Raw genomic sequence first — 24759 nt, 5'->3', positions numbered from 1 at the left:
ATGCTGTCGATTCTTCAACGAAATCGGCCGGCAACGACCGACTGGCAAAAACGCTTTGCCGAGCTGGCCGATGCGAGCCGCGTGGCGCTGCTGCGCGATTTCTACCGCCAGGCCGCGGTGGCGATCGATACCCCGCTGGCCCAGACTCCGCTGGTAGCCCTTGATCTGGAAACCACCGGCCTGAATCCGGGCCGCCACGGCATCGTCAGCATCGGCGCGGTGCCGTTCACGCTCGACCGGATTCGTCCCGCCGCCGGCTACTATCGCGTGGTTCGGCCGCGGCGGGAGATCGACACCCGCTCCATCACCATCCACCACCTCACCCACGACCAGATCGACCGGGCGCCCGACCTGGAAGATGTCGCCGACGAGCTGCTGGACGCGCTCGTCGGCCACGTGGCGGTCGTTCACTTTCATGCCATCGAGCGGCGCTTTCTCTACCAGGCGTTCCTGCGGCGCTTCGGCGAGGGCCTGCTGTTTCCGCTGATTGACACGCTGCACGTGGAAAGGCAAGTTCACCAGCGCCGCGGCAACAATCCCCTGACCTGGTTCAGGCGCCGTGTGTCGCTGCGGCTGGCCGATGCCCGCCGACGCTACGGGCTGCCCGAATATACGCCGCATCACGCCTGGACCGACGCCCTGGCCACCGCCGAACTGCTCCAGGCTCAGGTGGGTTATCACGGCCACCCGGAAGATCCCGTTTCGGACTGGTGGCTGTAGCCGGAGTTGCAGGTTGCGTGTCGGCGACTTCAGCTGTCGCCAAGCGCCTTGAGTCCGGCCGGGTCGACAATCTTGATCTCCCGCCGCCGGACCTCGATCAGACCCTTGTCCTGCATGCGGCCGAACAGGCGGCTGACGGTCTCGAGTACCAGCCCGAGATAGTTGGCCAGGTCGGCGCGCGACATGCTCAGGTTGAGCACATCGTCGCGGCGATCGAGGCGGGCCTGGCGCCGGCGCATGTTGTGCAGGAAAAGCGCCAGCCGGCTGATGGCCTGGTTGCGGCCCATCATCGCCATGTGGTCGTGGTCGTCGCTCATTTCGCGCGAGACCAGCCGCATGAACTGGCGCTGCAGGCCGGGTACCAGGGTCGAGATGCGCTCCAGCTCGGCGTAGGGCAGGCGGCAAACGCTCGAGGGCTCGAGGGCTTCGGCGCTGCACTGATGGCGTTCGGCTGCCAGGGCATCGAAGCCCAGGATTTCTCCGGGCAGGTGAAAGCCGAGGATCTGCAGCTCGCCGCCCTCGGACACGACCTGGGTCTTGAGCGAGCCGGACTTGACCACGTACAGGGCGCGGAAGGGCGAGCCGGCATGGTAGAGCGTATCGCCGGCCGCCAGGCTGCTGCGGTCGGCGACCACCTGATCGACACGATCGATGTCGGCGCGGCCGAGCCCGGCGGGGAGACACAGTTCGCGCAGATCGCAGCGTGCGCACTGGCGCCGAACCTGGTCGAAGTCGATGGCGGAATCAGCGGCGGACATGCGGGTTTCCCCAAAAGTGGCTGGCAATGGCAACGTACACCGGCACGCCAGCGATCCTGCCCGGATGAAGCAGGTACCGCGGCGTGCACGAGTGTGATTTTACCGGGCTTGTGTCAATTCGAGGTCTGTTTGTCACCGCCGGGCTGATTCTCGTCCGGGTTCGCGTTGCGTTCAGGCGCGCACGGCAGCTGCAGTTTGTCGAACTCTTCTTCGCCAATGAGCTGGCGTATCTCGTCGCGCTGCTGCCTGCGCATGTTCTCGATGGCGTCGCGATGTTCCTTGCGCATGCCCTCCAGGCGCGCGCGCAGGCCTTCGCTGATGTCCAGCTGCGAAAAGTCCGGATCGAAGCCGGAGCGCTCACAGGCGCCAGCGCCGCGCCGACCGTGGCGCATCATGCCGCGACGGCCGCTGTGGCTTTTGCCGCGCATGTGCCCGCGCTCACCCCGCTGCGCCATTCTGCCGTGTCGCTCCGAGATCAGCTGGTCGAACTGTTCGGCCTGTTCTGCGTTCAGCACGTCGCGAATGCGCTCGTGCAGCGCCGCACGCTGGGCCCGCATGTGCTCGCGCCGCTCGGGACCGCGAAGCTTTTGTGAGCTCATCTGCTCACGCATGCTCTGGCGATGCTCGCCAATGAGCTCGTCGATGGTCTCGGTCTGGGCCTCGTCGAGGTCGAGCTGCTCGGACAGATGCTGCGCGCGCGCGTCAATCGATTCGGCAGCCGCCGGCAGCACAGGGCCGATGAGTCCGATGGCCAGGAGAGCAGCGGTAACAAGAGTGGTCGGTTTCATTGCTCGTTCCTCGTTGAAGAAGGTGACCCGGCTCGCAAGTCCGGGCGCGATGTCTACAACTGAAAGTATAGGGGGCCACCCGGTTGACCACAAACCGGGCCCTGTGGTTCGCGAACACCGGCCGGCAGCGGCGGCAACAGCGCCGCGATGCCGCTACAATGCGGTCGATGCCAGCCTCACACCATGCCTCGTACAACCAGCGCACCAGCCCGAACTTCAAGATGTTTCTGGCCGCTTCACTGATGCTGCTGGCGCTGCACGCCGGCGCGGAGCAGGAGGGCGACCCCGCCGAATTCGATCGACTCTACAGCCGCGTGGATCAACACGGGCTCCAGCTGCCGTCCATCGAAGAGGCGTTTGCCCTGATCGAAGGCCTGAAAGAGCAGCTTCCCGCCGACGATCTTCGCCGCCGGGCCCGGCTGGACCACCTGCTGTGCCAGTGGCAGTTCAACACCGATTATGCGGCGGGAAAGAAATTTGCAACGGAGCGCCTGCAGGTCTATCGAGAACACGAGCTGCTCTGGGGGCAGGCGGCCATGCACGCCTGCCGGGCCAATTATGCCGACGTGCAGGACGATATCGATCTGATCCGCAGCGATCTTGATCAGGCGGTAACACTGGCCCGCCAGGTTGATGACCCGTCGCTGCTGGGCGAGAGCCTGCGCGCCCGCGGCGAACTGCACTCTTACCTGGGTGATTACGTCGCCAGCCTCGACGATGTGCTCGAGGCGCACCGGATTCTGACCGACTCGGGACGCGAATCGCAGGCCGAACGGTTGCTGTTCGAGCTTGGCTCGACCTATCGTCGCCTGGGCGAGTTCGAACAGGCCCAGCGCTATCTCGAAGCCGCGCTCGAAGCGGCCCGGCGCGACGCCGACGAAGGCCGGCAGATGCTGGTTCTGATCCAGCTTGGATATACCCATTATGAGCTGGGCCATGGCGAGCAGGCTCTGGCCACGTTCCAAGAGGCGCTGTCGCTGGCCCGGGCGACCAGTTCCGATGCCGGTCGTGGACACGTGCTGGTGGGTGAGGCGATGGCGCAGATCCTCCTCGAGCGCCATGCCGAGGGCCTGGAAACCCTCAAGCAGGCCGAGCAGGCCTATGCCCGGGTTGGCAGTCAGTTCAACGACACCATGATCAAGCTGCAGCGGGCCATTGCCCTGGCCGGGCTGGAGCGCCATACGCAGGCCCTGGAGTTGTTCGCCGAGGTGGAGCCGCTGCTGCAAAAATCGCAGCGGGCCCGCTATCTGGCCTTGCTGTATCCGGCGCGGGCGCGCAGCCTGGAAGCGGTTGGCAAGCTCAAGCAGGCGCTGGCCGACTGGCAGCAGCTCGAGGTGGTGCGCGTTGAGCTGGAACAGCGCGCCCAGCGAGACCGGGCCGATGTCCTGCGTCTGCAGTTCGACATCAATCGGCGCGAGGTCGAGAACGAACGCCTGCGCCTGCAGGCGCGCATGCAGACACAGCGCGTCGAGGCGCTGACGCGCACGCGCGCCTGGCAGACCGTTTCGCTGATCCTGTCGGTGCTGCTGGGGCTGGTCATGCTGGTCATTTTCGTCCTGCTGGTTCGCCGCTCGCGCCGGCTGCAGATCATGGCGATGACCGACGAGTTGACCGGCGTGGCCAATCGCCGGCGGACCGAGTTCTATCTGCGGCAGGGGCTGCAGCGCGCGCGCCAGCGCGATCAGGAGCTGACCGTGATTGCTTTGGATATCGACCACTTCAAGCGCGTCAACGATACCTGGGGCCACGCGGCCGGTGACCGGGTTCTGCGTCGGGTCGCGCGGGTGTGTACCCACAAACTGCTGCGCCAGCATGATCTGGTCGGTCGTGTCGGTGGCGAGGAGTTCCTGATCGTACTGCCCGGTGCCGACAGCGAGGCTGGCGCGCTGGTTTCCGAAAGGCTGCGCCAGGCCATCGAGCACACTGACATGACCGACATCATCGAGCAGCCCGCCGTTACCGTCAGCCTTGGCGTTGCCAGCCTGCGCGCTGATGAGCGCGTCGATGATCTGCTGGACCGCGCCGACCGCATGCTCTATCGCGCCAAACAGCGCGGCAGAAACCGCAGCGAGCAGGATGTTGCGCAAGACGAGCAAGAAACGGGAGCGACCCCGTCGCCATAGTGGCCGGTTTCGCCAATCCCGGGGTGTGGCTCACGGCTTGTGGCGGGCAACGCTGCGCTCGCGCTGGTCCTTGAAGGCCACGCCCAGGGCCAGCAGTACCACCACCATGATCAGCGCCAGTCCGACCATGACCGCATACGACCACGACGTCACCTTGAGCGCGGCAAAGACCGCCGCGGTGATCACGGCAATGCCCACCGACGCGCCGATGCGCTGGCCGGTCTGCATCACCGCGCCCGAGCTGCCGGCGTAAGCCAGCGGCACGTCGGCCAGCGTCAGTGCCTGGTTGGGGCTGATGATCGAACCTTGCGCCAGGCCGATGAAGGCCAGCGACAGCAAAAGCCACCAGACGCTGATCAACCCGAGCTCGTGCAAATAGATTACGGCTATGCACAGGATCAGCCCGAACAGCGCCATAAACAGGCCGCCGATGACAAGCTTGCGGCCCCAGCGGGCCACGCGTGCGCCGGCCCAGTGCGCGGCCCAGGCCGAAAGCAATGCTCCGGGCATGCCGAACAGGCCCGCCTGCAGCGCGGTCATGCCCTGACCCTGCTGGGTGTAGAGCGCCACCAGCACCCAGATGCTGGTCATGCCCAGAAAATACAGCGTCACGATGGTGGTGCCGTTGGCGAAACTCGGCGTCGAGAAAATGCGCAGATCCACCATCGGCCGGAAACCCTTGCGCGCGTGGCGTCGCTCCCACAGAACCCACAGCCAGCACAGCACGGCGCCGGTGGGAAGCAAGAGCCAGGTCAACGGCGCGCTGCGCGACTCGACGAAGGGGAACAGAATCGAGAGCACGGCCAGACCCAGCAGCAGTCCGCCCATGGGGTCGAGCGAGCGCAGCCCGCGGTTGGCCTTGTGCTGCTGCCCGGCGGCTGGCTGCCCGCCGCGCTGGAGCAGCGGCCTGGGAAACCACAGCCAGCCGAGAATCATGGCCATGATGCCAATGGGCACGTTGACCAGAAAGGTCAGCCGCCAGCCCAGCTGCGGGCCGCCCAGTTCGATCACCAGCCCGCCGAGCACCGGCCCGATGGCCACCGATACGCCCACGGCGGTACCCAGGTAGCCAAAGGCCCGACCGCGCTCGCTGCCGCGGAAGTACTGCTGAATCATGCCCAGGCCCTGGGGGTTGAGCAGGCCCGAGCCGACGCCCTGGACAAAGCGGGCAACGTTGAGCCAGGTCGCGTCGGGCGCCAGCCCGGCGGCGATTGATGAGGCGGTGAATACGGCAACGCCCAGCAGAAAGATCGCCCCGCGGCCAAAGATGTCGCCGGCACGGCCGGCGGCCACCAGCACCACGCCAAAGGTCAGCGCATAGCCCGACAGCACCCACTGCATGTTGGCAAGCGAGGCGTCCAGGTCCGCCTGAATCGACGGGATGGCCACGTTGACGATGCTCACGCTGATCAGCGACATAAAAATTGCGGTCAGCAGCACCAGCAGCATTCGCCAGCGGGCGGCATCCGAGATGGTCACCGCGTACAGCGGCGTGTCGCGGTCGGGATGATGGGCTTTGGGGTTGCTCAACAGCGGCTCATAAGCAAGGGTGGCGGGAGGTGACTTAACATTGTAGCGATTGCCGCGCTGCTCCCGGCGGCATCTGCCCCGACCCCGCGCCCCTTGAACCCGGCCGGCCTGATATTCTTGCTGCCCATGCAAACCTCTGATCAACGCCGGCTGTCGGCCGTTGGCCTGACGGCCCCGGTAGCCGTCGGCTATATTCCCCTCGGGCTGGTGTTCGGCCTGCTGTTCGTCCAGGCCGGCGGGGCGCCCTGGCTGGCCGTGCTCTCCAGCGCCATCGTCTTTGCCGGTGCAGCCCAGTTCATGATGGTACCGATGCTGGCTGCGGGGCTGCCGGTAACGGCCATCCTGTTTGCCACGCTGGTCATCAATCTGCGCCATGTCTTTTATGGGCTGTCGCTGTTGCAGGCCATGCCGACCTCGCGCTGGCGCTATTGGTATATCGTTTTCACGCTCACCGATGAAACCTGGTCGCTGCTGGTCTCGCTGCCCGAGTCCGCGCGTGCGCGCCACATGACCCTGATCGCCGCCCTGAACCATCTGTGGTGGGTGCTCGGAACCGCGCTGGGCGCGCTGCTGGGGACCCGGCTGCAGCTGGGTCTGGACGGGCTCGACTTTGCCCTGGCGGCGCTGTTTGCCGTGCTGGCGGTCGAGCAGTGGCGCGCGCGTGAGGATTTCGTGCCGATGTGGACGGCCATCGGCAGCTATGCGCTCGCCTTGTGGCTGGCACCTGACCACGCGTTGACGGTGGCCATTGCCATCAGCGTGGCCGCCGTGCTGCTGCGACCCGGGCCTGCGGCCGAGGCAGGGGGCGCATGAGTCATATCGTCTATGTCACGGTCGCCATCGTCGGCATGGCGCTGATCACCTTTGTTCTGCGAGCGCTGCCGTTTGCCGCCGGCCCGTGGCTTCGGCGCCATCGCGTGGTCTACAAGTTGGGCAACAACCTGCCGCTGGCAATCATGGTGCTGCTGGTGGTCCACACCGCTTGGGGGCATGCTCACGATCGCGGCGGGTTGCCCTGGCTCGAAGCGCTTGCCATCCTCGTTGTCGTGATCCTGCAGTGGCGTCTGCGCCAGCCGCTGCTGAGCATCGCCGCCGGCACGGCGCTGTATGTCATTCTGCTGATGCGCTAACCCGGCCGGCGGCTCAGTCAACGTTCGCGGCAATGAATTGCTCCAGGCCGTCGATATACCGCGGGCGCGAGTCGATGAAACCGGTGTTGTGGCTGCCGCCGATCTCCAGCAGGGTGGCGCGCTGGCCGGCCGCTTGCTGCAGCCGCCGGGCGTGTTCGAAGGGAATGATTTCGTCGTCCCTGCTGTGGATCACCAGCACCGGCAGCGTGGTGCGGCCGATGTGGTCGGCGGCGTTGAATTCAAGGCGTGCAAGCAGGCGAACCGGCAGCCACCAGTAGATCCCGGCGGCGACGTCGGGAACCGAGCTGAACGTCGACTCCACAATCAGCGCGGCGGGCGTGACCTGCGCGGCCAGTTCGCTGGCCACCGCCCCGCCCATCGAGCGACCGAAGACGATGATGTTCTCCGGTGCGATCCGACGCTCGTCGGTCAGCCAGCGCCAGGCGGCCCGGGCGTCGCGATACAGGCCGGCTTCCGACGGCGTGCCGCTGGAGCGACCGTAGCCGCGGTAATCAACGATCAGCACTTCCAGCCCCAGATCGTGAAATATTTCGAGGCTGTCGAGCCGGTGGGAAATGTTGCCGGCGTTGCCGTGAAAAAACAGCAGCGTGGCGCGCGGCCTGCGGTGCGGCAGCCACCAGCCGTGCAGCGTCTGACCGTCGTCGGTGCGCAGCGCGACCGTCTCGTGCCGCAGCCCGATGTCGGCCGGCGTCGCCGTCAGCGCCCGCCCCGGCAGGTTCGGCAGGAACAACAGGCGCGGCTGGAACAGGAACATCAGCAGCAGCACGGCGCCGTAAGCAGCGGCCAGCGTCATCAGCAGTCGAATCAACAAGGCGCTCCTCCATGCTTGCGGACGGGCCCGGATCGTTGCCCGGAACGGACCCATCCATTATTGCTCATGCGCAGCCGATTGCCGGGGCAGCGCCGGCCTGTCCGGCGGGCGGAAGAGGACATTTCTGCCGTGGCGGCTTCGATTTTGCTGTGATAGATTGTGCCGGCTTTCAATCAATCGGCGCAAAATTGCGCACGTAATCAATAGCTCACGAGAGGTCAAGAAAAGAATGCTCAGGATGGAGAGAAGTAATCGCACCGCCTCGGGCGCGGCGCTCGGCGGCCGTCTGGCCTTGTCGCTCATGCTTCTGGCGGGCAGCCTGTCGGTGCAGGCCGCGGTGTGTCGGGTCACGTTTCTTGGCAGTGATGGCAGCGACGGCAGCAGCTGGGCAGACGCGATGGATCTCCCGACCGCGCTGGCCGATGACGATTGCGGCGAAATCTGGGTCAAGTCCGAGGCCGGAAAGAGCTACAAGCCCGGCGTTGAACGCAACACCAGCTTCAGGGTCGAGCGTGAGCTCGAGCTCTACGGTGGCTTTGCCGGTACGGAGACCCGCCGCGACGAGCGCGATCCTGACGCCAGCCCCACCGTCCTGTCGGGCAATATCGGCAACCCCAATGATTCGGCCGACAACAGCTACCACGTGCTGCGGGTCGATGGCACCACCAGGAATGACCCCATTACCAACAACACCGTCATCGACGGTTTCACCATCGAGGGAGGCAATGCCGACGGTGCCTTGCCGTCAGCCGGTTACGGCGGCGGCTTGTATTGTGACGGTGGCGGCGCGACTCATGAGTGCAGCCCCACTTTGCGCAACATCACCTTCAGCGGCAACAGCGCCTCTGACTTCGGTGGCGCCGTGTACAACGATGGCAGTTCTGGTGGTGCCAGCAGCCCCGTTCTGATCAACGTGACCTTCAGCGGCAATAACGCCGATAACAAGGGCGGTGCCATGTACAACAACGGCAAGGCCGGCCGCAGCAGCCCCGCCCTGATCAACGTCACCTTCAGCAACAACAGCTCCGGTGAAGGTGGTGGCATGTACAACCAGGGCGAGGACAACGGCAGCAGCAAGCCCGAGCTCACCAACGTGATCGTGTGGGGAAACACCGCCGCGATTGCCGGCAGCGAGATATTCAATAGCGCTGCAACCCCGAGGATCAGCCACAGCGTGATTCAGGGCTCGGGCGGCAGCAGCAGCTGGGATTCGGGTCTGGGCGATGATCTGGGCGGCAACCTGGATGCAGACCCCATGCTCGGCCCGCTGCAGGACAACGGCGGCTCCACCCACACCATGCTGCCCGACGCCGACGGATCAGCCATCGACGCCGGCGACGACAACGCTTGCCCGACCACAGACCAGCGCGGCGTTGCGCGCCCGCAGGGCACGGCCTGCGACATCGGTGCCGTCGAGCTGGTTGCCGGGCAATCAGGCGGGATTGTCTTCGAGGACCGCTTCGAGCAGTGATTCGGACGAATGCACAGTTGCGCCAAACCGATGATGCAGGGAGGCAGCAGCCGCAAGCCGTTCACGAAAGGCACCGTGAGACGCACAGTCTCACGGCGCCTGTGACTGCTTGGTTCAACAGTTGAAATCTGGTAGCTACGGGTGGACTCGAACCACCGACCCCAGCATTATGAATGCTGTGCTCTAACCAGCTGAGCTACGTAGCCACGCGAGGGCCGAGTATTTTTGCCGCTGTGGCGGCGAAAGTCAAGCGCTGACCGGCCCGGATGTGCGCCATGCGCGGATGGTGCTTACTGCGGCAGCGGTCGTCCGAATTCGCTCTCGAAACGTTCAGCAACCCGATTGATGGTGAAGTCGTGGTTCTGCGGCCCCGACTCGGCGATCTTGAGGGCGCCGAGGATCGAGCCCAGGCGGCAGGCGTCGACCGGGTCCCAGCCGCGCTCCAGACCGAAGAGCAGGCCGGCGCGATAGGCGTCGCCGCAGCCGGTGGGGTCGATGATCTTTTCGGGCTTGACCGCCGGGATGTGGGTGTTGCCGTCGGCTGTCCACAGCTCGGAGCCTTCGCCGCCGTGGGTGATCACCAGGCCGCCGGACAGGCGCAAGGTGATGTCGTTGTGCGTCCAGCCGGTGTTGTTCTTGAGCATTTCCCATTCGTAGGAATTGACCGCCAGCCAGTCGGCGTTGGTGATCATGCGCTGCAGTTCTTCGCCGGAGAACATCGGCAAGCCCTGGCCCGGGTCGAAGATGTGCGGAATGCCGGCTTTTCTGAACTGCTCGGAGTGGTCAAGCATGGCCTGTTTGCCGTCGGGCGAGACGATGCCGAAGGCGATGTCTCGGTCTTCGGGTACCGCCTGACAATGTGCTTCGTTCATGGCGCCGGGGTGAAATGCGGTGATCTGGTTGTCGTCCAGATCGGTGGTGATGTAGGCCTGGGCCGTCCAGAAGTCGTCGAGTGTGCGCACGAAGTCCTGGCTGATGTCGAGTCGTTCAAGGCGCCGCGCGTAGTCGTCGAAGTCCGCGCCCACGGTCGCCATGGGCAGCGGATTGCCGCCGAGCCGGTGCAGGTTGTAGGCGATGTTGCCGGCGGTGCCGCCGAAGTTGCGGTGCAGCTCGGGGACCATGAAGGCGACGTTGATCATGTGGGTTTTGTCGGGAAGGATGTGATCCTTGAAGCGCTCCGGGAAGACCATGATGTTGTCGTAGGCCAGCGAGCCGCAGATAAGCACGGACATGAGGGTTCCTTGAAGGGTTTGAGTGATTGACCAGCCGCCCATTGTAATGAACCTGTGCCCGGATTGAGGTGTCGGCGTTGTTGCCGCCAGCCAGCGGTTGTGCGGCTGTCGTGTCGGCCCTCGGTATCCGGCCTGTTGCCTGCATCCCGTGCTTGCCGCGCGGCGCTGGCATTGCTACATTAGGCGGTCTTTTCGTGACCCGCTCCGACGGTACCTTCTTTCATCATGTTCAAGCGCTTACGCGGCATTTTCTCCAATGACCTGTCCATCGACCTGGGCACGGCCAATACCCTGATTTTCGTGCGCGGGCAGGGCATCGTGCTCAACGAGCCCTCCGTGGTCGCCGTGCGCATGGAGCGCGGCCCGGGCGGGCCGCAGACGGTGGCCGCAGTGGGCGCCGAGGCCAAGCAGATGCTGGGCCGCACCCCGGGCAATATCCGCACCACCCGCCCGCTCAAGGACGGCGTGATTGCCGACTTCAACATGACCGAGCAGATGTTGCAGCACTTCATCAAGCACGTGCATGCATCGCGTTTTCTGCGCCCGAGTCCGCGCGTGCTGGTGTGCGTGCCCTGTTCGTCCACCCAGGTGGAGCGGCGTGCCATCAAGGAATCGGCCGAGGGCGCGGGTGCGCGCGAAGTGTTCTTGATCGAAGAGCCGATGGCGGCAGCCATCGGCGCCGGCATTCCGATTCACGAAGCGCGCGGCTCGATGGTGCTTGACATCGGCGGTGGCACCACCGAGGTGGCGGTGCTGTCGCTCAACGGCATCGTCTATTCCAACTCGGTGCGCGTGGGCGGTGACCACTTCGACGAGGCCATCACCAATTACGTGCGGCGCTCCTACGGCACGCTGATCGGCGAGTCCACGGCCGAGCGCATCAAGGTGGAAATCGGCTGCGCTCACCAGCAGGATGAGACCAACGAAATCCAGATCTCGGGCCGCAACCTGGCCGAGGGCGTGCCCAAGATGATCACTCTCAACAACAACGAGGTGCTCGAGGCGCTCAACGAGGCGCTGGCCAGCATCGTCGGTTCGGTCAAGACCGCGCTGGAGCAGACGCCGCCGGAGCTGTGTGCCGACGTTGCCGAGACCGGCATCGTGTTGACCGGCGGCGGCGCGCTGCTGCGCGGCCTCGACAAGCTGCTGATGGAAGAGACCGGCCTGCCGGTGATCATTTCCGACGACCCGCTGACCTGCGTGGCGCGCGGCGGCGGCCGGGCCCTTGAGTTGATGGACAAGAACAAGGGCGATTTCTTTTTTGCCAGCTGACTCTGAGGTGCAAGCCTTGTGACCTCGGGTGGCGGATCATGGCCGGCAACGATCGACGGCGAAGCGGCTGCACGCATTGTCCGGCTGACGTTTTACGGCCTGCTCGCCATCGTTTTGATGACGCTCGACTACCGCGGGCGCTATGTCGACTCCCTGCATGGCCTGGCATGGCGCGCCATGGAGCCGATCGTGCTGCTGGTCGAGGCGCCGTTCAACTTTGGCCGGCGCGTGGGCGAGACCCTGCGCGAGCGCCATGATCTGCTCGACCGGATCGCCACGCTTGAACACCAGCAGCAGGAAAGCCGGGCGCGCCTGGTCGAGCTGGAGGCCCTGCGCAGCGACAATGCCGAGCTGCGCTCGCTGCTGGGTGCGTCGCGCCGCTTGACTTCGACCTTCGAATCGGCTGAGCTGATCAATATCGACCTCAATCCCTGGGCCCATCGGGTGGTCATCAATCGCGGTCGCCGTGACGGCCTCGAAGCCGGGCAGCCGGTAATGGACTCCTTCGGCCTGATGGGCCAGGTCGCCGAGGCCGGCCAGAGCGTTGCTCAGGTCATTCTGATCTCCGATCCGGATCATGCGCTGCCGGTACGCGTGCAGCGTACCGGGCTGCGGACGGTGGCCTACGGTTCCGGTCGCATCAACCAGCTGCGTTTGACCGATTTGCCCATGAATGTCGATTTGCAGGCGGGGGACATGCTGGTGACCTCGGGGCTTGGCGGCGCGTTCATGCCCGGGCTGCCGGTTGCCGAAGTCGAGTCGGTATCGCGCCCGGTCGGCGAAGCCTTTGCCAACGCGGTGGTACGGCCGGTTGCCCGCCTTGATCGCGCCCGCCACGTGCTGGTGGTGGACGTTGCTGATCCACCGTCGTCGGCGGACAGCGAACCGCACGCGGACGACAGCCCGTGAGGCGGCGCCACGCCAACTGGACGCTGGCGCTGTCGCTGGTACTGGTGTTGCCGCTGACGCTCATGCCCCTGCCTGACGCGGTATCCGCCGCGCGTCCGTACTGGGCGGCACTGGTGCTGATCTACTGGAACCTCGAAGCCGGCCGCCTGCGTGATCTTGGTCAGGCTTTTTTCGGCGGCCTGGTCCTTGACGTGCTGACCGGCTCGCTGCTGGGGCAGCATGCCCTGAGCCTGTTGATCATCAGCTACCTGGTCGAGCGCTTTCGCTATCGTATTCGCTTCTTTCCGCCCTGGCAGCAGGCCGGGGTGGTCATGCTGCTGCTGTTCAACGACCGTATCGTGCAGCTGTGGATCATCGGGCTGGTGGGCGACCGCTGGCCCAGCTGGCCGTGGTGGCTGGCGCCCGTGGTGGGCATGCTGCTGTGGCCCTGGGTTTTCCTGCTGCTTGATGCTTTCCGGCAAAAAGAGCGCCGGCGCCGAACATGAGGCGCAGGGTGGCCAGTTCGGGAATGGGCGATTCGCCGGCCACGCTGGCGCTGGTCGATCGCCGGCTGTGGATCCTGGCTGCGCTCATGCTGGCCGTTTTCGCTTTGCTGGGGCTGCGGCTGGGTCTGCTGCAGCTGGGCGATCACGAGCAGTATGCGGCCCGCGCCGACGACAATCGGGTCAGCCTGCGCGCGCTGCCGGCCAATCGCGGCCTGATTCTGGACCGGCGCGGGCGGGTGCTGGCTGAAAACCGGCCCGCCTATCGTCTTGTGGTGGTGCCGGAAAGGGCCGCCAGCCTGGACGACACGCTGGCGAAAGTAGCCGACCTGGTGCCCGTCAGCGACGATGAGCGACGCCACTTCGAGCGCCAGAAAAGCCGCTCGCGGCCGTTCGAATCGATCACGCTCAAGGGGACCCTGGACGATCGCGAGGTGGCACGGCTGGCCGCCAACCGTCATCGCCTGCCGGGTGTCGATATCGAGCCCTATCTGACGCGCGACTATCCCCACCGCGAGCTCATGGCGCACCTGGTGGGCTATGTCGGACGGGTGGATCGTCGTGATCTGCAGCGCCTCGAGGCTGATCGTTATCGGGCCACCACGCATATCGGCAAAACCGGCATCGAGCGCAGGTACGAGTCGCGGCTGCACGGCTCGCCGGGCTACGAGCGGGTTGAAACCAACGCCCAGGGGCGGGTTCTGCGGGTGCTCGAGCGCCAGGTCTCGCAGCCGGGAGAAGATCTTCGGCTCAACGTCGATCTTGATGTCCAGCGTGCCGCCTATGAGGCCCTGGGCGAGTTTGCCGGCGCTGTCGTGGTCATCGAGGTGGCCACCGGGCGGGTGCGGGCGCTGGTGAGCAAGCCCGGCTTCGACCCCAATCTGTTCGTTCACGGCATCAGCCATGCCGACTACAACCGCCTGCTCAGCCATCGACAGCGGCCGCTGTTCAATCGGGTGCTCTCCGGCGGCTACGAACCGGGCTCAACCATCAAGCCCTTCATTGCGCTGGCCGGGCTGGATGCCGGCGTCGTGACGGCGAGTACGGAAATTTTCTCCACCGGGCAGTTTCGCCTGCCCGGGCACAGTCGCACCTACGGCGACTGGAAGGCCGGAGGGCATGGACGCGTTGATCTGGAGCGGGCGCTGGCCGAGTCGGTGAATACCTACTTCTACCGGCTGGCCGTGGAGCTGGGGATCGACCGCATCTCCCGAGAGCTGGCGCTGTTCGGTTTCGGTCGGAGCACTGATCTGGATCTGCCCGGCGAGAGCAGCGGCATTTTGCCGACGCGCTCGTGGAAGCGGGCCACCTTCAACCAGGCCTGGTTTCCGGGCGAGACCGTGATTACCGGTATCGGGCAGGGGTTTACCGTGGTCACGCCGATTCAGCTGGCTCACGCCACCGCGGCGCTCGCCGGCCGCGGACAAACGGCCGCGCCGGCGCTGTTCGGCGAGCGCGAAGCGGTGCAGATGGTGCAGCGCAAGCCCTCGCACTGGCAGGCCATTCATGAGGGCATGGAGGCGGTTGTCCACGGCCCCCGGGGCACCGCGCGCGCCATTGCCCGCGATCTTGATCAGCACCTGGCGGGCAAAACCGGAACTGCGCAGGTATTCGGGCGGCCCGACGACGAAACCCGGCGCGACGAGCGCACGGGCGACGAGCTCCCCGAGTTCTTGCGCAACCATGCTCTGTTCACCGGGTTTTTCCCGGCCGATGCGCCGCGGCTGGTGGTGACGGTTGTGGCCGAGCACGGCGGCGGTGGCGCCAGCGTGGCGGCGCCGATTGCCGCCAGGGTCATGAATGCCGCCCTGGAGGCCGGGCTGTGACGACCGCGGGCGGTGGCGTTCTGGCCGGCCTGCTCCGCCGGCTGCGGCTGGACCCCTGGCTGCTGGGGCTGTTGCTGCTGTTGATGGGGTTGGGCAGCCTGGTGTTGTACTCGGCCGGCGAACAGAGCCTGGCGCTGGTCTGGCGTCAGTGGCTGCGGCTGGGTCTCGGCCTGGGGGTGATGGTCGCCGTTGCGCAGCTGCCGCCGCGTCTGCTCAAGACGTGGGCACCGCTGTTGTTTGCCGCCGTTTTGCTGATGCTGGTGGCGGTGGAGTTGTTCGGGGTCGGTCGGGGTGCGCAGCGCTGGCTCGACCTTGGCGTCTTGCGCTTTCAGCCCTCGGAGGCGATGAAGCTCGCGCTGCCGCTGGTGCTGGCGGCAATGCTCGACCGTCAGCCCCTGCCGCCGGGCTGGCGCACCGTGTTGCTGGCGGTGGCGCTGATTCTCGTGCCGGTCGGGTTGATCGTGGTCCAGCCCGACCTTGGAACAGCGGTGCTGGTCGGCATGAGCGGTGCTTGCGTGCTGTTTCTGGCCGGCCTGCAGTGGCGCCTGATTCTCGGGCTGGCTGCAGCGCTGGCGGCCGCTGCTCCGCTGGTCTGGATCAACCTGCACGAATATCAGCAGGATCGCATCCGCACCTTTCTCGACCCCGAGCGGGATCCGCTCGGCGAGGGCTGGAACATCATCCAGTCGAAGATTGCAGTGGGTTCCGGCGGCCTGTCCGGCAAGGGCTGGCTCGAGGGCAGTCAGTCGCATCTGGAGTTTCTGCCCGAGCCGCATACCGACTTCATCTTTGCCGTGCTCGCCGAGGAGCTGGGCTTTGTCGGCGTGCTGGCGGTGCTGGTCCTTTATGCCGCCATCATTCTCCGCGCGACAGTCCTCGCCGGCCAGTGCCGTAACGCTTTCGGGCGTCTGCTGGCCGGTGCCATGGTCTTCATGTTCTTTGTCTACGTGGCCGTGAATGTCGGCATGGTGTCCGGCGCTCTGCCCGTGGTCGGCGTGCCGCTGCCCCTGATCAGCTACGGCGGCACTTCGGCGGTCACCTTGCTGGCCGGATTCGGCCTGGTGATGGGGCTTTACAGCCGCAGAAGATTCATGGCCTGAGAAATGCCTTAGATCACGCAGCGAGTGCCCGTGAGGAAAGGTTGTAGAATTCATGGTCGGCGAGTCGGGTGCAAACTTTTTCTTTACCCGGGCCTCTATATTCTCTAGACAATTTCCGGAGCGATGCGACACGATGCGGCGAATATCCTTGCTTGTAATGGCCCTGATGATGAGCGCGGCAGTTGCCGCCGGCGAGGAATCGCATCCGGGTGCGTCGGCTTTCGTCGAGCGCGTCGCGGCCGAGTACGATCTCGACCCCGAGCACGTTCACGCCGTGCTCGCCGAGGCCCGGTATCAGCAGTCGATCATCGACGCCATCACCCGTCCGGCCGAAGCCAAACCGTGGCACGAGTACCGCAAGCTGTTTGTCACGCCCACGCGGATCAGCTCCGGCGTGGAGTTCTGGCGGGCGAATGCCGATCTGCTCGAGGAGGTGTCGCAGCAGTTCGCCGTGCCCGTCGAGGTGATCGCCGCCATTGTCGGCGTGGAAACCAGCTACGGGCTCAATACCGGCAGCTATCGGGTCATCGATGCGCTGACTACGCTGGGCTTCTATTACCCCAAGCGCGCGGCCTTCTTTGCCGATGAGCTGGGTCAGTTCCTGCGCCTGGCCGAGGAAGAGTCGCTGCCGGTAACGGAGGTGCGCGGCTCCTACGCCGGGGCCATGGGTGTGGGTCAGTTCATTCCCTCGAGCTACCGGGCGTATGCGGTCGACATGGACCAGACCGGCCGGCGTGATCTGTGGCGCTCGCTGCCCGATGCCATGGGCTCGGTCGCCAACTACCTGTCAACCCACGGTTGGCGGATCGACGAGCCGATCATCCTGCCGGCAGAGCTGAGCGGCGAGCGACCGGACGTCGACTTTTCGGTCAAGCCCGGGCACAGCCTCGACGAGCTGGCCGCCCTGGGCGTGGTCTTCGATGCCGGCGATCTGCCGGGCGACACCGAGGCCACGCTGATCGAGCTCGATCAGGCCGATGGCCCGGGCTACTGGGTGGGTCTGAACAACTTCTACGTGATTACCCGCTACAACCGCTCGCCGCTCTATGCGATGGCGGTCGCGCAGCTGGCCGAGAGCATTCGGGAGCAGCGCCAGTGAGGCTTGCGCAGGCGCTGTTATGCGCGGCCGGTATTGTGTTGCTGGCTGCCTGCGGCAGCCAGGCGGTGCGTGAAACACCCGATGGCGCGCCCGGCACGCGCTTCGACCCGGCCCTGATCGAGCGCCCGCAGCCGCGCCCGGAGCCTCGTAGTGCTTACGGCAACCACAGCCCTTATGAGGTGCTGGGGCAGACTTATCATGTGCGCGACAGCGCCGAGGGCTACCGGGAGCGCGGCATTGCTTCCTGGTACGGCACCAAGTTTCACGGTCGGGCCACGTCTTCGGGCGAGCCCTACGACCTGTACCAGTTGACCGCCGCACACCGCACCCTGCCGTTGCCGGCATGGGTGGAGGTCACGCGCCTGGATACCGGCAAGACGATCACGGTGCGCGTCAACGATCGCGGCCCCTTTCACCCCGATCGCATCATCGACTTGTCCTGGGCGGCTGCCAGCGAGCTCGGCATGACCGAGCTGGGCACCGCGCCGGTCGAGGTCCGGTCGATCAGCTTCGACAGCCCGGTCAGCCCCACAGCGCGGCCGGCCAGCGTGCCGGTGTATATTCAGGTCGGCGCCTTTTCCGAGCGCAGCCGCGCAGCGGACGTGGTCAAGAACCTTGAACGCGCGGGAATCGAACCCATTGAGTCTCGTGCGGCAAGCACGGATGTGGGCCGCGTCTGGCGTGTTCGCCTGGGGCCGATCGACAGCGCGACCCGGGCCATCGCCCTGATCGACCGCGTCGCCGAGCTCGGACTCGGACGCGCCCGCTACGTCTATCCATGAACTTGTTCAGCAATCCATCCATTACAAGGCATTCCAAGCCCATGCATTCTGTTTCACGAACCATTTCATCGCTGTTGTTCGCCGGCTGTGTTGCGCTGCTGGCCGCGCCTGCCATCGCCCAGTCGCCGGTGCCGGCCACGCCTTCGGTGGGCGCTACCAGTTACGTGCTGATGGATTTTCACAGCAACACGGCGGTGGCCGAACGCGATCCCGATGAGCCGGTCGAGCCGGCCTCAATCACCAAGCTGATGACCTCCTATGTAGTGTTCGACGAAATCACTGAGGGCAATCTGTCGCTGTCCGACGAGGTGCTTATTTCGGAGAAGGCCTGGCGCACCGAGGGCTCGCGCATGTTCGTGGAGGTCGGCACGCGTGTAAGTGTCGAAGAGCTGCTCAAGGGCGTGATCATCCAGTCAGGCAACGACGCCTCGGTGGCGCTGGCCGAGCACGTCGGCGGCTCCGAGGAGGTGTTCGCCGGGATGATGAACGAAGCCGCTCATGAGCTTGGCATGACCGGCACGCATTATGTCAACGCCACCGGCTTGCCACATGCCGAGCAATACACCACCGCCCGCGATGTGGCCCGCCTGGCGGCTGCCCTGATTCGCGAGTTTCCCGATTTCTACGGCTGGTACTCCGAGCGCGAGTTCACCTACAGCGGCATTCGCCAGCACAATCGCAACCGGCTGCTGTGGCGCGATCCTTCCGTCGACGGTCTCAAGACGGGGCACACAGAATCGGCGGGCTACTGCCTGGTTACATCGGCCATGCGCGACGGCATGCGCCTGATCAGCGTGGTCATGGGCACCGCCAGCGAGGATGCCCGTGCCACCGCCAGTCAGGCCCTGCTCAATTACGGGTTCCGGTTCTTTGAAACCTATCAACTCTACGAGTCGGGCGACGAAATCAGCGTCGAGCCGATCTGGAAGGGCGCGGCCGATGAAGTGGCCCTGGGCGTCGATCGCGATCTGTTTCTTACCATTCCGCGCGGCCGCTACGACGCCCTCGAAGCGCGGCTGGAAGTCAATGACACCCTGACCGCCCCGCTGCAGGCCGGGCAGCCGGTTGGCCGGCTGGTGATCTCGCTTGACGACGAGGATCTGGCCGAGCGCCCGCTGGTGGCGCTTGACGGCGTCGAACAGGCCGGCTTTTTCGGCCGCAGCATCGACGGCCTGCGGCTGTGGGTCGGCGGTCTGTTTGGCGGCGACTGATGGCCACAAAGGACGACAGCCCGCTGGAGTTCCCGTGCCGCTGGCCGGTCAAGGCCATGGTTCAGGCGGGTGAGGACGCGCTGCGCGAGGTGCTCTCGGTCATTGCCCGCCACGCCGAGCTGCCCGATGACGGCGATGTGCGCATCCGCCCCAGCCGCCATGGCCGCTACGAGAGTATTACCGTGGTTGTCCAAGCGCAGTCACGGCGGCACCTGGAGATTATCTATGGTGAGTTGCGCGCGCTCGAAGCGGTGAAGATGACGCTTTGATGAATTTGATGAAAGTGTGAAGTGTGAAGTGTGAAGAGACGTTGTGGGGGCGTTGGGAGGCTTTTGGTGGATGAGTTGATTGTTCGCTGGCTTGGGCGGCAGCCTTACGGGGCGGTCTGGGCGGCGATGAAAGCGTTTAACGATTCGCGGGATGAAAGCACCGCCGACGAGCTGTGGCTGGTCGAGCATGATCCGGTCTTTACCCAGGGACTGGCCGGCCGGCCGGATCATCTGCTCGACCCCGGGGAGATTCCGATCGTCCAGACCGATCGCGGCGGGCAGGTGACCTATCACGGGCCCGGACAGGTGGTGGCCTATCCACTGCTCGACCTGCGGCGCCGACAGACTGGCGTGCGCTTGCTGGTCAATCGGCTCGAACAGGCGGTAATCGATGTGCTGGCCGAGCTCGATATCAACAGCGCTCGTCAGGACGGCAAGCCCGGCGTGTACGTCGGCCCGGCCAAGATCGCCTCGATCGGGCTCAAGGTCAGCCGGGGCTGCACTTATCACGGGCTGGCGTTCAATATCGACATGGATCTGTCGCCGTTTTCCCTGATCAACCCCTGCGGTTTCAGCGGGCTGGCCATGACCCAGGTCGGCGACCATGCCCCGCGGGCCGATTGGGATGATCTGGCTCGAAGGCTGACAACGGCGTTTTGCGAATTGATGGGTTACCATGCAGTGACGGGCGAGCCTCCGGCGTTGGGCCCGCCGCAAACTTCCGCCGCTTGATCCGGTCATAGCTGACATGAATATCAACACGATCAGACTCTTTCTCGTCTCTTTGCTGGCTGTGCTGGTGGTGCCTGCGCTGTTGCTGCAGCAGCCTGCCGGCCAGGCCAGCGCGGCAGCCGAATCGGCCGTTTCGCTGAGCCCGGAACCCAAGCATCGCTTCGCCAGTCGCCTGGCTTCGCGCTTCATGACCAGCTACCACTATCGCAGCCCGGAGCTGGATGAAGCGTTTTCCGAGCGGGTGTTCGATCAGTATCTGTCGGCGCTCGATCCCAATCGCATGTACTTCATCGCCGCCGATATCGAAGCGCTCTCGGAATATCGCAGCCACATGGCCGACGCGGTCAAGACCGCGGAGCTCGAGCCGGCCTACGACATCTTCAATCGCTACGTCGAGCGCTCGGACGAGCGCATTGATCACGCGCTCGAGCTGCTCGAGCAGGGTTTTGATTTCAGTATTGACGAAGATTACCGCTTTGATCGCTCAGACGAGCCCTGGGCGGCCAGTGCCGAAGAGCTCGATGAGCTCTGGCGCAAGCGGGTCAAGAACGACTGGCTGCGCCTCAAGCTGACCGATCAGAACGACGAGGAGATCATCGAGACACTCACCGAGCGTTACGAAAACCTGCGCCGGCGTATTCACGAGTTCAACAGCGAAGAGGTGTTCTCGTTTTTCCTCAACGCTTTCACGCGCTCGATCGAGCCACATTCAAGCTACATGTCTCCGCGCACCTCGGAAAACTTCGAGATTTCCATGCGTTTGTCGCTGGACGGCATCGGCGCGCTGCTGCAGCGCGAGACCGAATACACCACGGTGATGGAGATTGTGCCCGGCGGCCCTGCCGACCTCGACGGCCAGCTCAAGTCGGGCGATCGCATTGTTGGCGTCGGCCAGGGTGATGACGGCGACATGGTCGATGTGGTCGGCTGGCGACTCGACGATGTGGTCGACAAGATTCGCGGCGAGCGTGAAACCGTTGTTCGCCTGGAAGTGCTGCCGGCCGATACCGGCATGAGTGGCCCCGCCAAGGTCATCCGTATTGTTCGCAACGAGGTCAAGCTCGAAGAGCAGGCCGCCAGCAGTGAAGTGATCGAGCTGCCCGGCGGTGACGGCATGCGCCGCATCGGCGTGATTCGCGTGCCGGTGTTCTATGTCGACTTTGAAGGGCGCTCGCACAACGAGCCCAACTATCGCTCCAGCACGCGCGACGTGCGCCGGCTCATCAACGAATTCAGAGACCAGGACGTCGACGGATTGGTGGTGGATCTGCGCGGCAACGGTGGCGGCGCGCTCATCGAGGCCATCACCATGACCGGTCTGTTCATCGATACCGGCCCGGTGGTGCAGGTGCGCGATTCGCGCGGCAAGGTCGAGCTCAAGAGCGACAACGAGCCCGGCATGGCCTGGGAAGGGCCGCTGGGCGTGCTGGTTGATCGTCGCAGCGCCTCGGCCTCGGAGATTTTTGCTGCCGCCATTCAGGACTACGGTCGCGGGGTGATCATTGGCGAGCCGACCTTCGGCAAGGGCACGGTGCAGAACCTGATCGATCTCGACAACATGGCGCGCGGTGAAGACACGCGGCTGGGCCAGCTCAAGCTGACCATGGCGCAGTTCTATCGCATCGGCGGCGGCTCCACGCAGAACAAGGGCGTGCTTCCCGATATCCGCCTGCCGACCGCCGGTGACCCGGAAGACCATGGCGAGAGTGCGCTCGAGTTCGCCATGCCCTGGGCCCAGATCGACGCCACCGACTACAGGCCGGTGGCCGATCTCGAGCCGCTGATCGAGCTCGCTCGCCATCGCCATGAAATGCGCCTGGAATCCGATGAAGAGCTGATAGAGCTGCTCGAGGATCTGGCCGAATGGGAAGCCGACAGTGACCGCAAGGCCATTTCCCTGCTGGCATCCACGCGTCGTGAGGAAATGGAAGAAGCCGAAGCCAGACGCGCCGAGCGTTTTAGCGACGACAAGGACGTGGCCATGGACGAGACCGGTGAGCCGATCACCGGGCCGAGTGCCAAAGACGTTGACACCGAAGATACCGAAGACGCCGACACCGAAAAGTCCAGCACTGAAGACGGCGAAAGCAAAGCCGGGGATGAAGGCGAAGCGGGCGGCACGGAAAATGGTCAGGCAGGCGAAGAAGACGAGGAGAGCGACAAAGAAAGCGACAAGGAGAGCGAAAAGGACATCTACCTGAAGGAGGCCGCTCGCATCCTCAGCGATCTGATCGATCTCGACCAGGAGCGCTTGCTGGCTCATCGTCAAACCCCCTGAGCCCGACTGCATGGCGCGCGCTGACGGCATCTGCCTGTGAGCGGCCGGGCTGAAAGCGGGCCGCAGGCAGTGGTGGCGCGCGTGGCCGTGCCCGTGCCGCTGCCGCGTCTGTTCGACTATCTGCCCGCCGCCGGCGAGGGTTTGCCCCCGGCCGGTTCGCGCGTGCTGGTGCCCTTCGGCAAGCGCCGCCTCGTCGGGCTGGTCATCGAGCAGGCCGCAACTGGGGACGTGGCCAGCGATTCCCTGCGCCGCATCGAGCGCGTGCTCGATCAATCGCTGGTGGGCCCGGACCTGCTGGCGCTGATTGACTGGTGCGCGCGCTACTGGGCTTTCGCGCCGGGTGAGGCCGTCAATCTGTTGTTGCCGGGGGCGCTGCGGCGCAGCCGGCCTTTTCGCAAACCGCCGCCGGCCGCTTTCGAGCTGACCGCTGAGGGCCGCCGGGCCGCGCTGAAAAATGCACCGCGCCAGGCCCGGGTTCGCGATTGCCTGAATACCGGCCCGGCAGCGCGCGATGCGCTGATGCGCGCCAGCGGCGCTGATGCCGGACTCTTGCGGCGCATGACACAAGCCGGCCTGCTGCAGGCCCTTGATCGTCTACCGCCCGAGCAAATCGATGCCGGCCCCGGCCTGAATGACCAGCAGCGCACTGCTGTGGCGGCCATCCTGCACCATCGCCGGCGTTTCAGCCCCTTTCTGCTGGCCGGTGTTACCGGCTCAGGCAAGACCGAGGTCTATCTGCAGGCCGCTCGGCGCATTCTCGCCGTGGGGCGGCAGGTGCTGATTCTGGCGCCGGAAATCGGCTTGACGCCGCAGCTGGTTCGCCGCATCGAAGCAAGGCTGGGCGAGCCGGCTTACCTGTATCACTCCGGTCTAAGCGAGGGCGAGCGCCTGGCCTGCTGGGAGGCGGCGCGCTCGGGCAGCGCGCGGGTGGTGGTCGGCACGCGCTCGGCCGTTTTTCTGCCCATGCGCTCTCCCGGGCTGATCGTGGTCGACGAGGAGCACGACAACTCGTTCAAGCAGGCTGAAGGCGCCCGTTACCACGCCCGGGACGTGGCCGTACTGCGGGCGCATGCTGCCGGCATCCCGGTGGTCCTGGGCACGGCCACGCCGTCGCTGGAGAGCCTGCACAACGCCGACCAGGGGCGCTACCGCATGCTTTTGCTCTCACGCCGGGCCGGTACCGCAAAACCGCCCCGATGGCGCATCATCGATCAGCGCGGCACCAGGCAGGCGCTGGCCCCCGAGCTGGTCGAGGCCATGCGGCGTCATCTGGGTGCCGGCGGTCAGGTGCTTGTCTATCGCAATCGCCGCGGCTACGCGCCGGTCATGATGTGCGGCGAATGCGGCTGGCAGGCTGACTGCCAGCGCTGCAGTGCGCATCTGACCTATCACCAGGCCGGCCGGCGCCTGCAGTGCCATCACTGCGGCAGCCAGCGTCCCGAGCCACGGCGCTGTCCCGACTGCGAATCACCCGAGCTGCTGGCCCTGGGTGCCGGTACCGAGCGCTTGGAGTCGCAGCTCGTGGAGTTGTTTCCCGAAACCCCTGTCCATCGCGTTGACCGCGACGCCATGAGCGGCAAGCACGAGTTCGGCGAGCTGCTCGATCAGGTGCGAAAGGGCCAGCCCTGCGTGCTGGTCGGCACCCAGATGCTGGCCAAGGGACACCACCTGCCCGGCGTCACCCTGGCAGCGGTTCTGGATGTCGATCAATCGCTGTTCAGCGCCGACTTTCGCGCTCCCGAGCGCCTGGGGCAGAGCGTCGCCCAGGTCGCCGGCCGCGCCGGCCGCGGGGATCGCGAAGGCGAATTCATGCTGCTAACCCGTCATCCCGAGCACCCGCTGCTCGAGGCACTGGGCCGGGGTGACTATCTGAGCTATGTGCGCCCGCTGCTCGAAGAGCGCCACCAGGCCAGCCTGCCGCCGGCAACGGCGCTGGCCCTGCTGCGCGCCGAGGCCCATCAGGCCGAAGTAGCCCGCAATTTTCTGGTCAAGGCCGCGCAGCGACTGGGCGCTGACGGCATCGAAGTCATCGGGCCACTGCCGGGCGTGATGGCCCGGCGCGCCGGCTACTGGCGCTTTCAGCTATGGCTGCAGGCAGCCGGTCGCGCGCAGCTGGCCAACCATCTCAACGCCCGGCTGGGGGCCGTCCACGAGCTGCCGGAAGCCCGGAAGGTGCGCTGGCACGTGGACGTCGACCCGATCGAGCTTTAGGGGC

General features: G+C 65.5%; 22 protein-coding genes and 1 tRNA gene. 17 read left to right on the top strand and 6 right to left on the bottom strand.

Annotated elements, in window-relative coordinates; genetic code table 11:
• The gene (locus ACEWQ0_RS11830; protein ID WP_476482073.1) at nt 1–720 is read left to right on the top strand and encodes a 3'-5' exonuclease; all 720 of its coding nucleotides are present in this window, start codon (nt 1–3) and stop codon (nt 718–720) included.
• A 29-nt stretch (nt 721–749) separates the two neighbouring features.
• Here the strand turns inward: ACEWQ0_RS11830 and ACEWQ0_RS11825 are convergent, their stop codons facing one another.
• On the bottom strand, nt 750–1478 hold the full coding sequence (locus tag ACEWQ0_RS11825; protein WP_476485443.1) for a helix-turn-helix domain-containing protein: 729 nt from the start codon (nt 1476–1478) through the stop codon (nt 750–752).
• Nucleotides 1479–1591: 113 nt separating this feature from the next.
• Nucleotides 1592–2266 carry a hypothetical protein gene (locus ACEWQ0_RS11820; RefSeq protein ID WP_476485442.1) on the bottom strand — a complete coding sequence of 225 codons (675 nt, stop codon included), beginning with the start codon at nt 2264–2266 and terminating at the stop codon, nt 1592–1594.
• Between the two features lie 167 nt (nt 2267–2433).
• On the opposite strand from ACEWQ0_RS11820, the gene ACEWQ0_RS11815 reads away from it, so the two are divergent.
• The gene (locus ACEWQ0_RS11815) at nt 2434–4389 is read left to right on the top strand and encodes a tetratricopeptide repeat-containing diguanylate cyclase (RefSeq protein WP_476485441.1); all 1956 of its coding nucleotides are present in this window, start codon (nt 2434–2436) and stop codon (nt 4387–4389) included.
• A gap of 30 nt (nt 4390–4419) precedes the next feature.
• Here the strand turns inward: ACEWQ0_RS11815 and ACEWQ0_RS11810 are convergent, their stop codons facing one another.
• Nucleotides 4420–5919, bottom strand: coding sequence for an MFS transporter (locus ACEWQ0_RS11810; RefSeq protein ID WP_476485440.1), 1500 nt, complete (start codon nt 5917–5919; stop codon nt 4420–4422).
• 126 nt (nt 5920–6045) lie between these two features.
• Between ACEWQ0_RS11810 and ACEWQ0_RS11805 the strand changes: the two genes are divergently transcribed.
• Nucleotides 6046–6732 (top strand): AzlC family ABC transporter permease, encoded by a 687-nt coding sequence (locus tag ACEWQ0_RS11805; RefSeq protein ID WP_476485439.1) that lies wholly within the window; start codon nt 6046–6048, stop codon nt 6730–6732.
• Entirely contained in the window at nt 6729–7049 is a 321-nt protein-coding gene (locus tag ACEWQ0_RS11800; protein ID WP_476482080.1) for a branched-chain amino acid transporter permease, read from the top strand. Before ACEWQ0_RS11805 ends, ACEWQ0_RS11800 begins: the two co-directional genes overlap by 4 nt.
• Before the next feature lie 13 nt (nt 7050–7062).
• Here ACEWQ0_RS11800 and ACEWQ0_RS11795 read toward each other — a convergent pair whose 3' ends face one another.
• Nucleotides 7063–7878: an alpha/beta hydrolase gene (locus ACEWQ0_RS11795; protein ID WP_476482081.1), complete on the bottom strand. Its 816-nt coding sequence runs from the start codon at nt 7876–7878 to the stop codon at nt 7063–7065.
• Between the two features lie 241 nt (nt 7879–8119).
• Between ACEWQ0_RS11795 and ACEWQ0_RS11790 the strand changes: the two genes are divergently transcribed.
• Nucleotides 8120–9352 carry a choice-of-anchor Q domain-containing protein gene (locus ACEWQ0_RS11790; protein WP_476482082.1) on the top strand — a complete coding sequence of 411 codons (1233 nt, stop codon included), beginning with the start codon at nt 8120–8122 and terminating at the stop codon, nt 9350–9352.
• 129 nt (nt 9353–9481) lie between these two features.
• Here the strand turns inward: ACEWQ0_RS11790 and ACEWQ0_RS11785 are convergent.
• Nucleotides 9482–9558 (bottom strand) — tRNA-Met (locus ACEWQ0_RS11785).
• Between the two features lie 84 nt (nt 9559–9642).
• Nucleotides 9643–10584, bottom strand: coding sequence for a carbohydrate kinase family protein (locus ACEWQ0_RS11780; protein WP_476485438.1), 942 nt, complete (start codon nt 10582–10584; stop codon nt 9643–9645).
• A 225-nt stretch (nt 10585–10809) separates the two neighbouring features.
• On the opposite strand from ACEWQ0_RS11780, the gene ACEWQ0_RS11775 reads away from it, so the two are divergent.
• The 12 genes from ACEWQ0_RS11775 (at nt 10810) to ACEWQ0_RS11720 (ending at nt 24755) form a co-directional block, all read left to right on the top strand.
• Nucleotides 10810–11856, top strand: coding sequence for a rod shape-determining protein (locus ACEWQ0_RS11775; RefSeq protein ID WP_476482882.1), 1047 nt, complete (start codon nt 10810–10812; stop codon nt 11854–11856).
• Between the two features lie 18 nt (nt 11857–11874).
• Complete coding sequence (gene mreC, locus ACEWQ0_RS11770; RefSeq protein WP_476482881.1) at nt 11875–12765, top strand: rod shape-determining protein MreC; 891 nt, start codon at nt 11875–11877, stop codon at nt 12763–12765.
• The gene (mreD, locus tag ACEWQ0_RS11765; RefSeq protein WP_476485437.1) at nt 12762–13250 is read left to right on the top strand and encodes a rod shape-determining protein MreD; all 489 of its coding nucleotides are present in this window, start codon (nt 12762–12764) and stop codon (nt 13248–13250) included. The genes mreC and mreD overlap by 4 nt, the downstream gene beginning before the upstream one ends.
• Entirely contained in the window at nt 13247–15073 is a 1827-nt protein-coding gene (gene mrdA, locus ACEWQ0_RS11760; RefSeq protein WP_476482879.1) for a penicillin-binding protein 2, read from the top strand. Before mreD ends, mrdA begins: the two co-directional genes overlap by 4 nt.
• Nucleotides 15070–16173 carry a rod shape-determining protein RodA gene (gene rodA, locus ACEWQ0_RS11755; protein WP_476482878.1) on the top strand — a complete coding sequence of 368 codons (1104 nt, stop codon included), beginning with the start codon at nt 15070–15072 and terminating at the stop codon, nt 16171–16173. Before mrdA ends, rodA begins: the two co-directional genes overlap by 4 nt.
• A gap of 133 nt (nt 16174–16306) precedes the next feature.
• A complete protein-coding gene (mltB, locus tag ACEWQ0_RS11750; RefSeq protein ID WP_476482877.1) occupies nt 16307–17272 on the top strand; it encodes a lytic murein transglycosylase B in 966 nt (321 codons plus the stop codon).
• Nucleotides 17269–18054, top strand: a complete 786-nt coding sequence (locus tag ACEWQ0_RS11745; RefSeq protein ID WP_476482876.1) for a septal ring lytic transglycosylase RlpA family protein — start codon at nt 17269–17271, stop codon at nt 18052–18054. Before mltB ends, ACEWQ0_RS11745 begins: the two co-directional genes overlap by 4 nt.
• Before the next feature lie 41 nt (nt 18055–18095).
• Nucleotides 18096–19265, top strand: coding sequence for a D-alanyl-D-alanine carboxypeptidase family protein (locus ACEWQ0_RS11740; protein WP_476482875.1), 1170 nt, complete (start codon nt 18096–18098; stop codon nt 19263–19265).
• The gene (locus ACEWQ0_RS11735; protein ID WP_476482874.1) at nt 19265–19534 is read left to right on the top strand and encodes a YbeD family protein; all 270 of its coding nucleotides are present in this window, start codon (nt 19265–19267) and stop codon (nt 19532–19534) included. Before ACEWQ0_RS11740 ends, ACEWQ0_RS11735 begins: the two co-directional genes overlap by 1 nt.
• 66 nt (nt 19535–19600) lie before the next feature.
• A complete protein-coding gene (gene lipB / locus ACEWQ0_RS11730) occupies nt 19601–20266 on the top strand; it encodes a lipoyl(octanoyl) transferase LipB (RefSeq protein WP_476482873.1) in 666 nt (221 codons plus the stop codon).
• 16 nt (nt 20267–20282) lie between these two features.
• The gene (locus tag ACEWQ0_RS11725; RefSeq protein ID WP_476485436.1) at nt 20283–22544 is read left to right on the top strand and encodes a carboxy terminal-processing peptidase; all 2262 of its coding nucleotides are present in this window, start codon (nt 20283–20285) and stop codon (nt 22542–22544) included.
• Nucleotides 22545–22580: 36 nt separating this feature from the next.
• Nucleotides 22581–24755, top strand: a complete 2175-nt coding sequence (locus ACEWQ0_RS11720) for a primosomal protein N' (protein WP_476485435.1) — start codon at nt 22581–22583, stop codon at nt 24753–24755.
• Nucleotides 24756–24759: the final 4 nt, after the last annotated feature.

It is taken from the genome of Wenzhouxiangella sp. YN9, from assembly GCF_056324165.1.
This window is presented reverse-complemented; position numbering and strand designations above follow the sequence as displayed.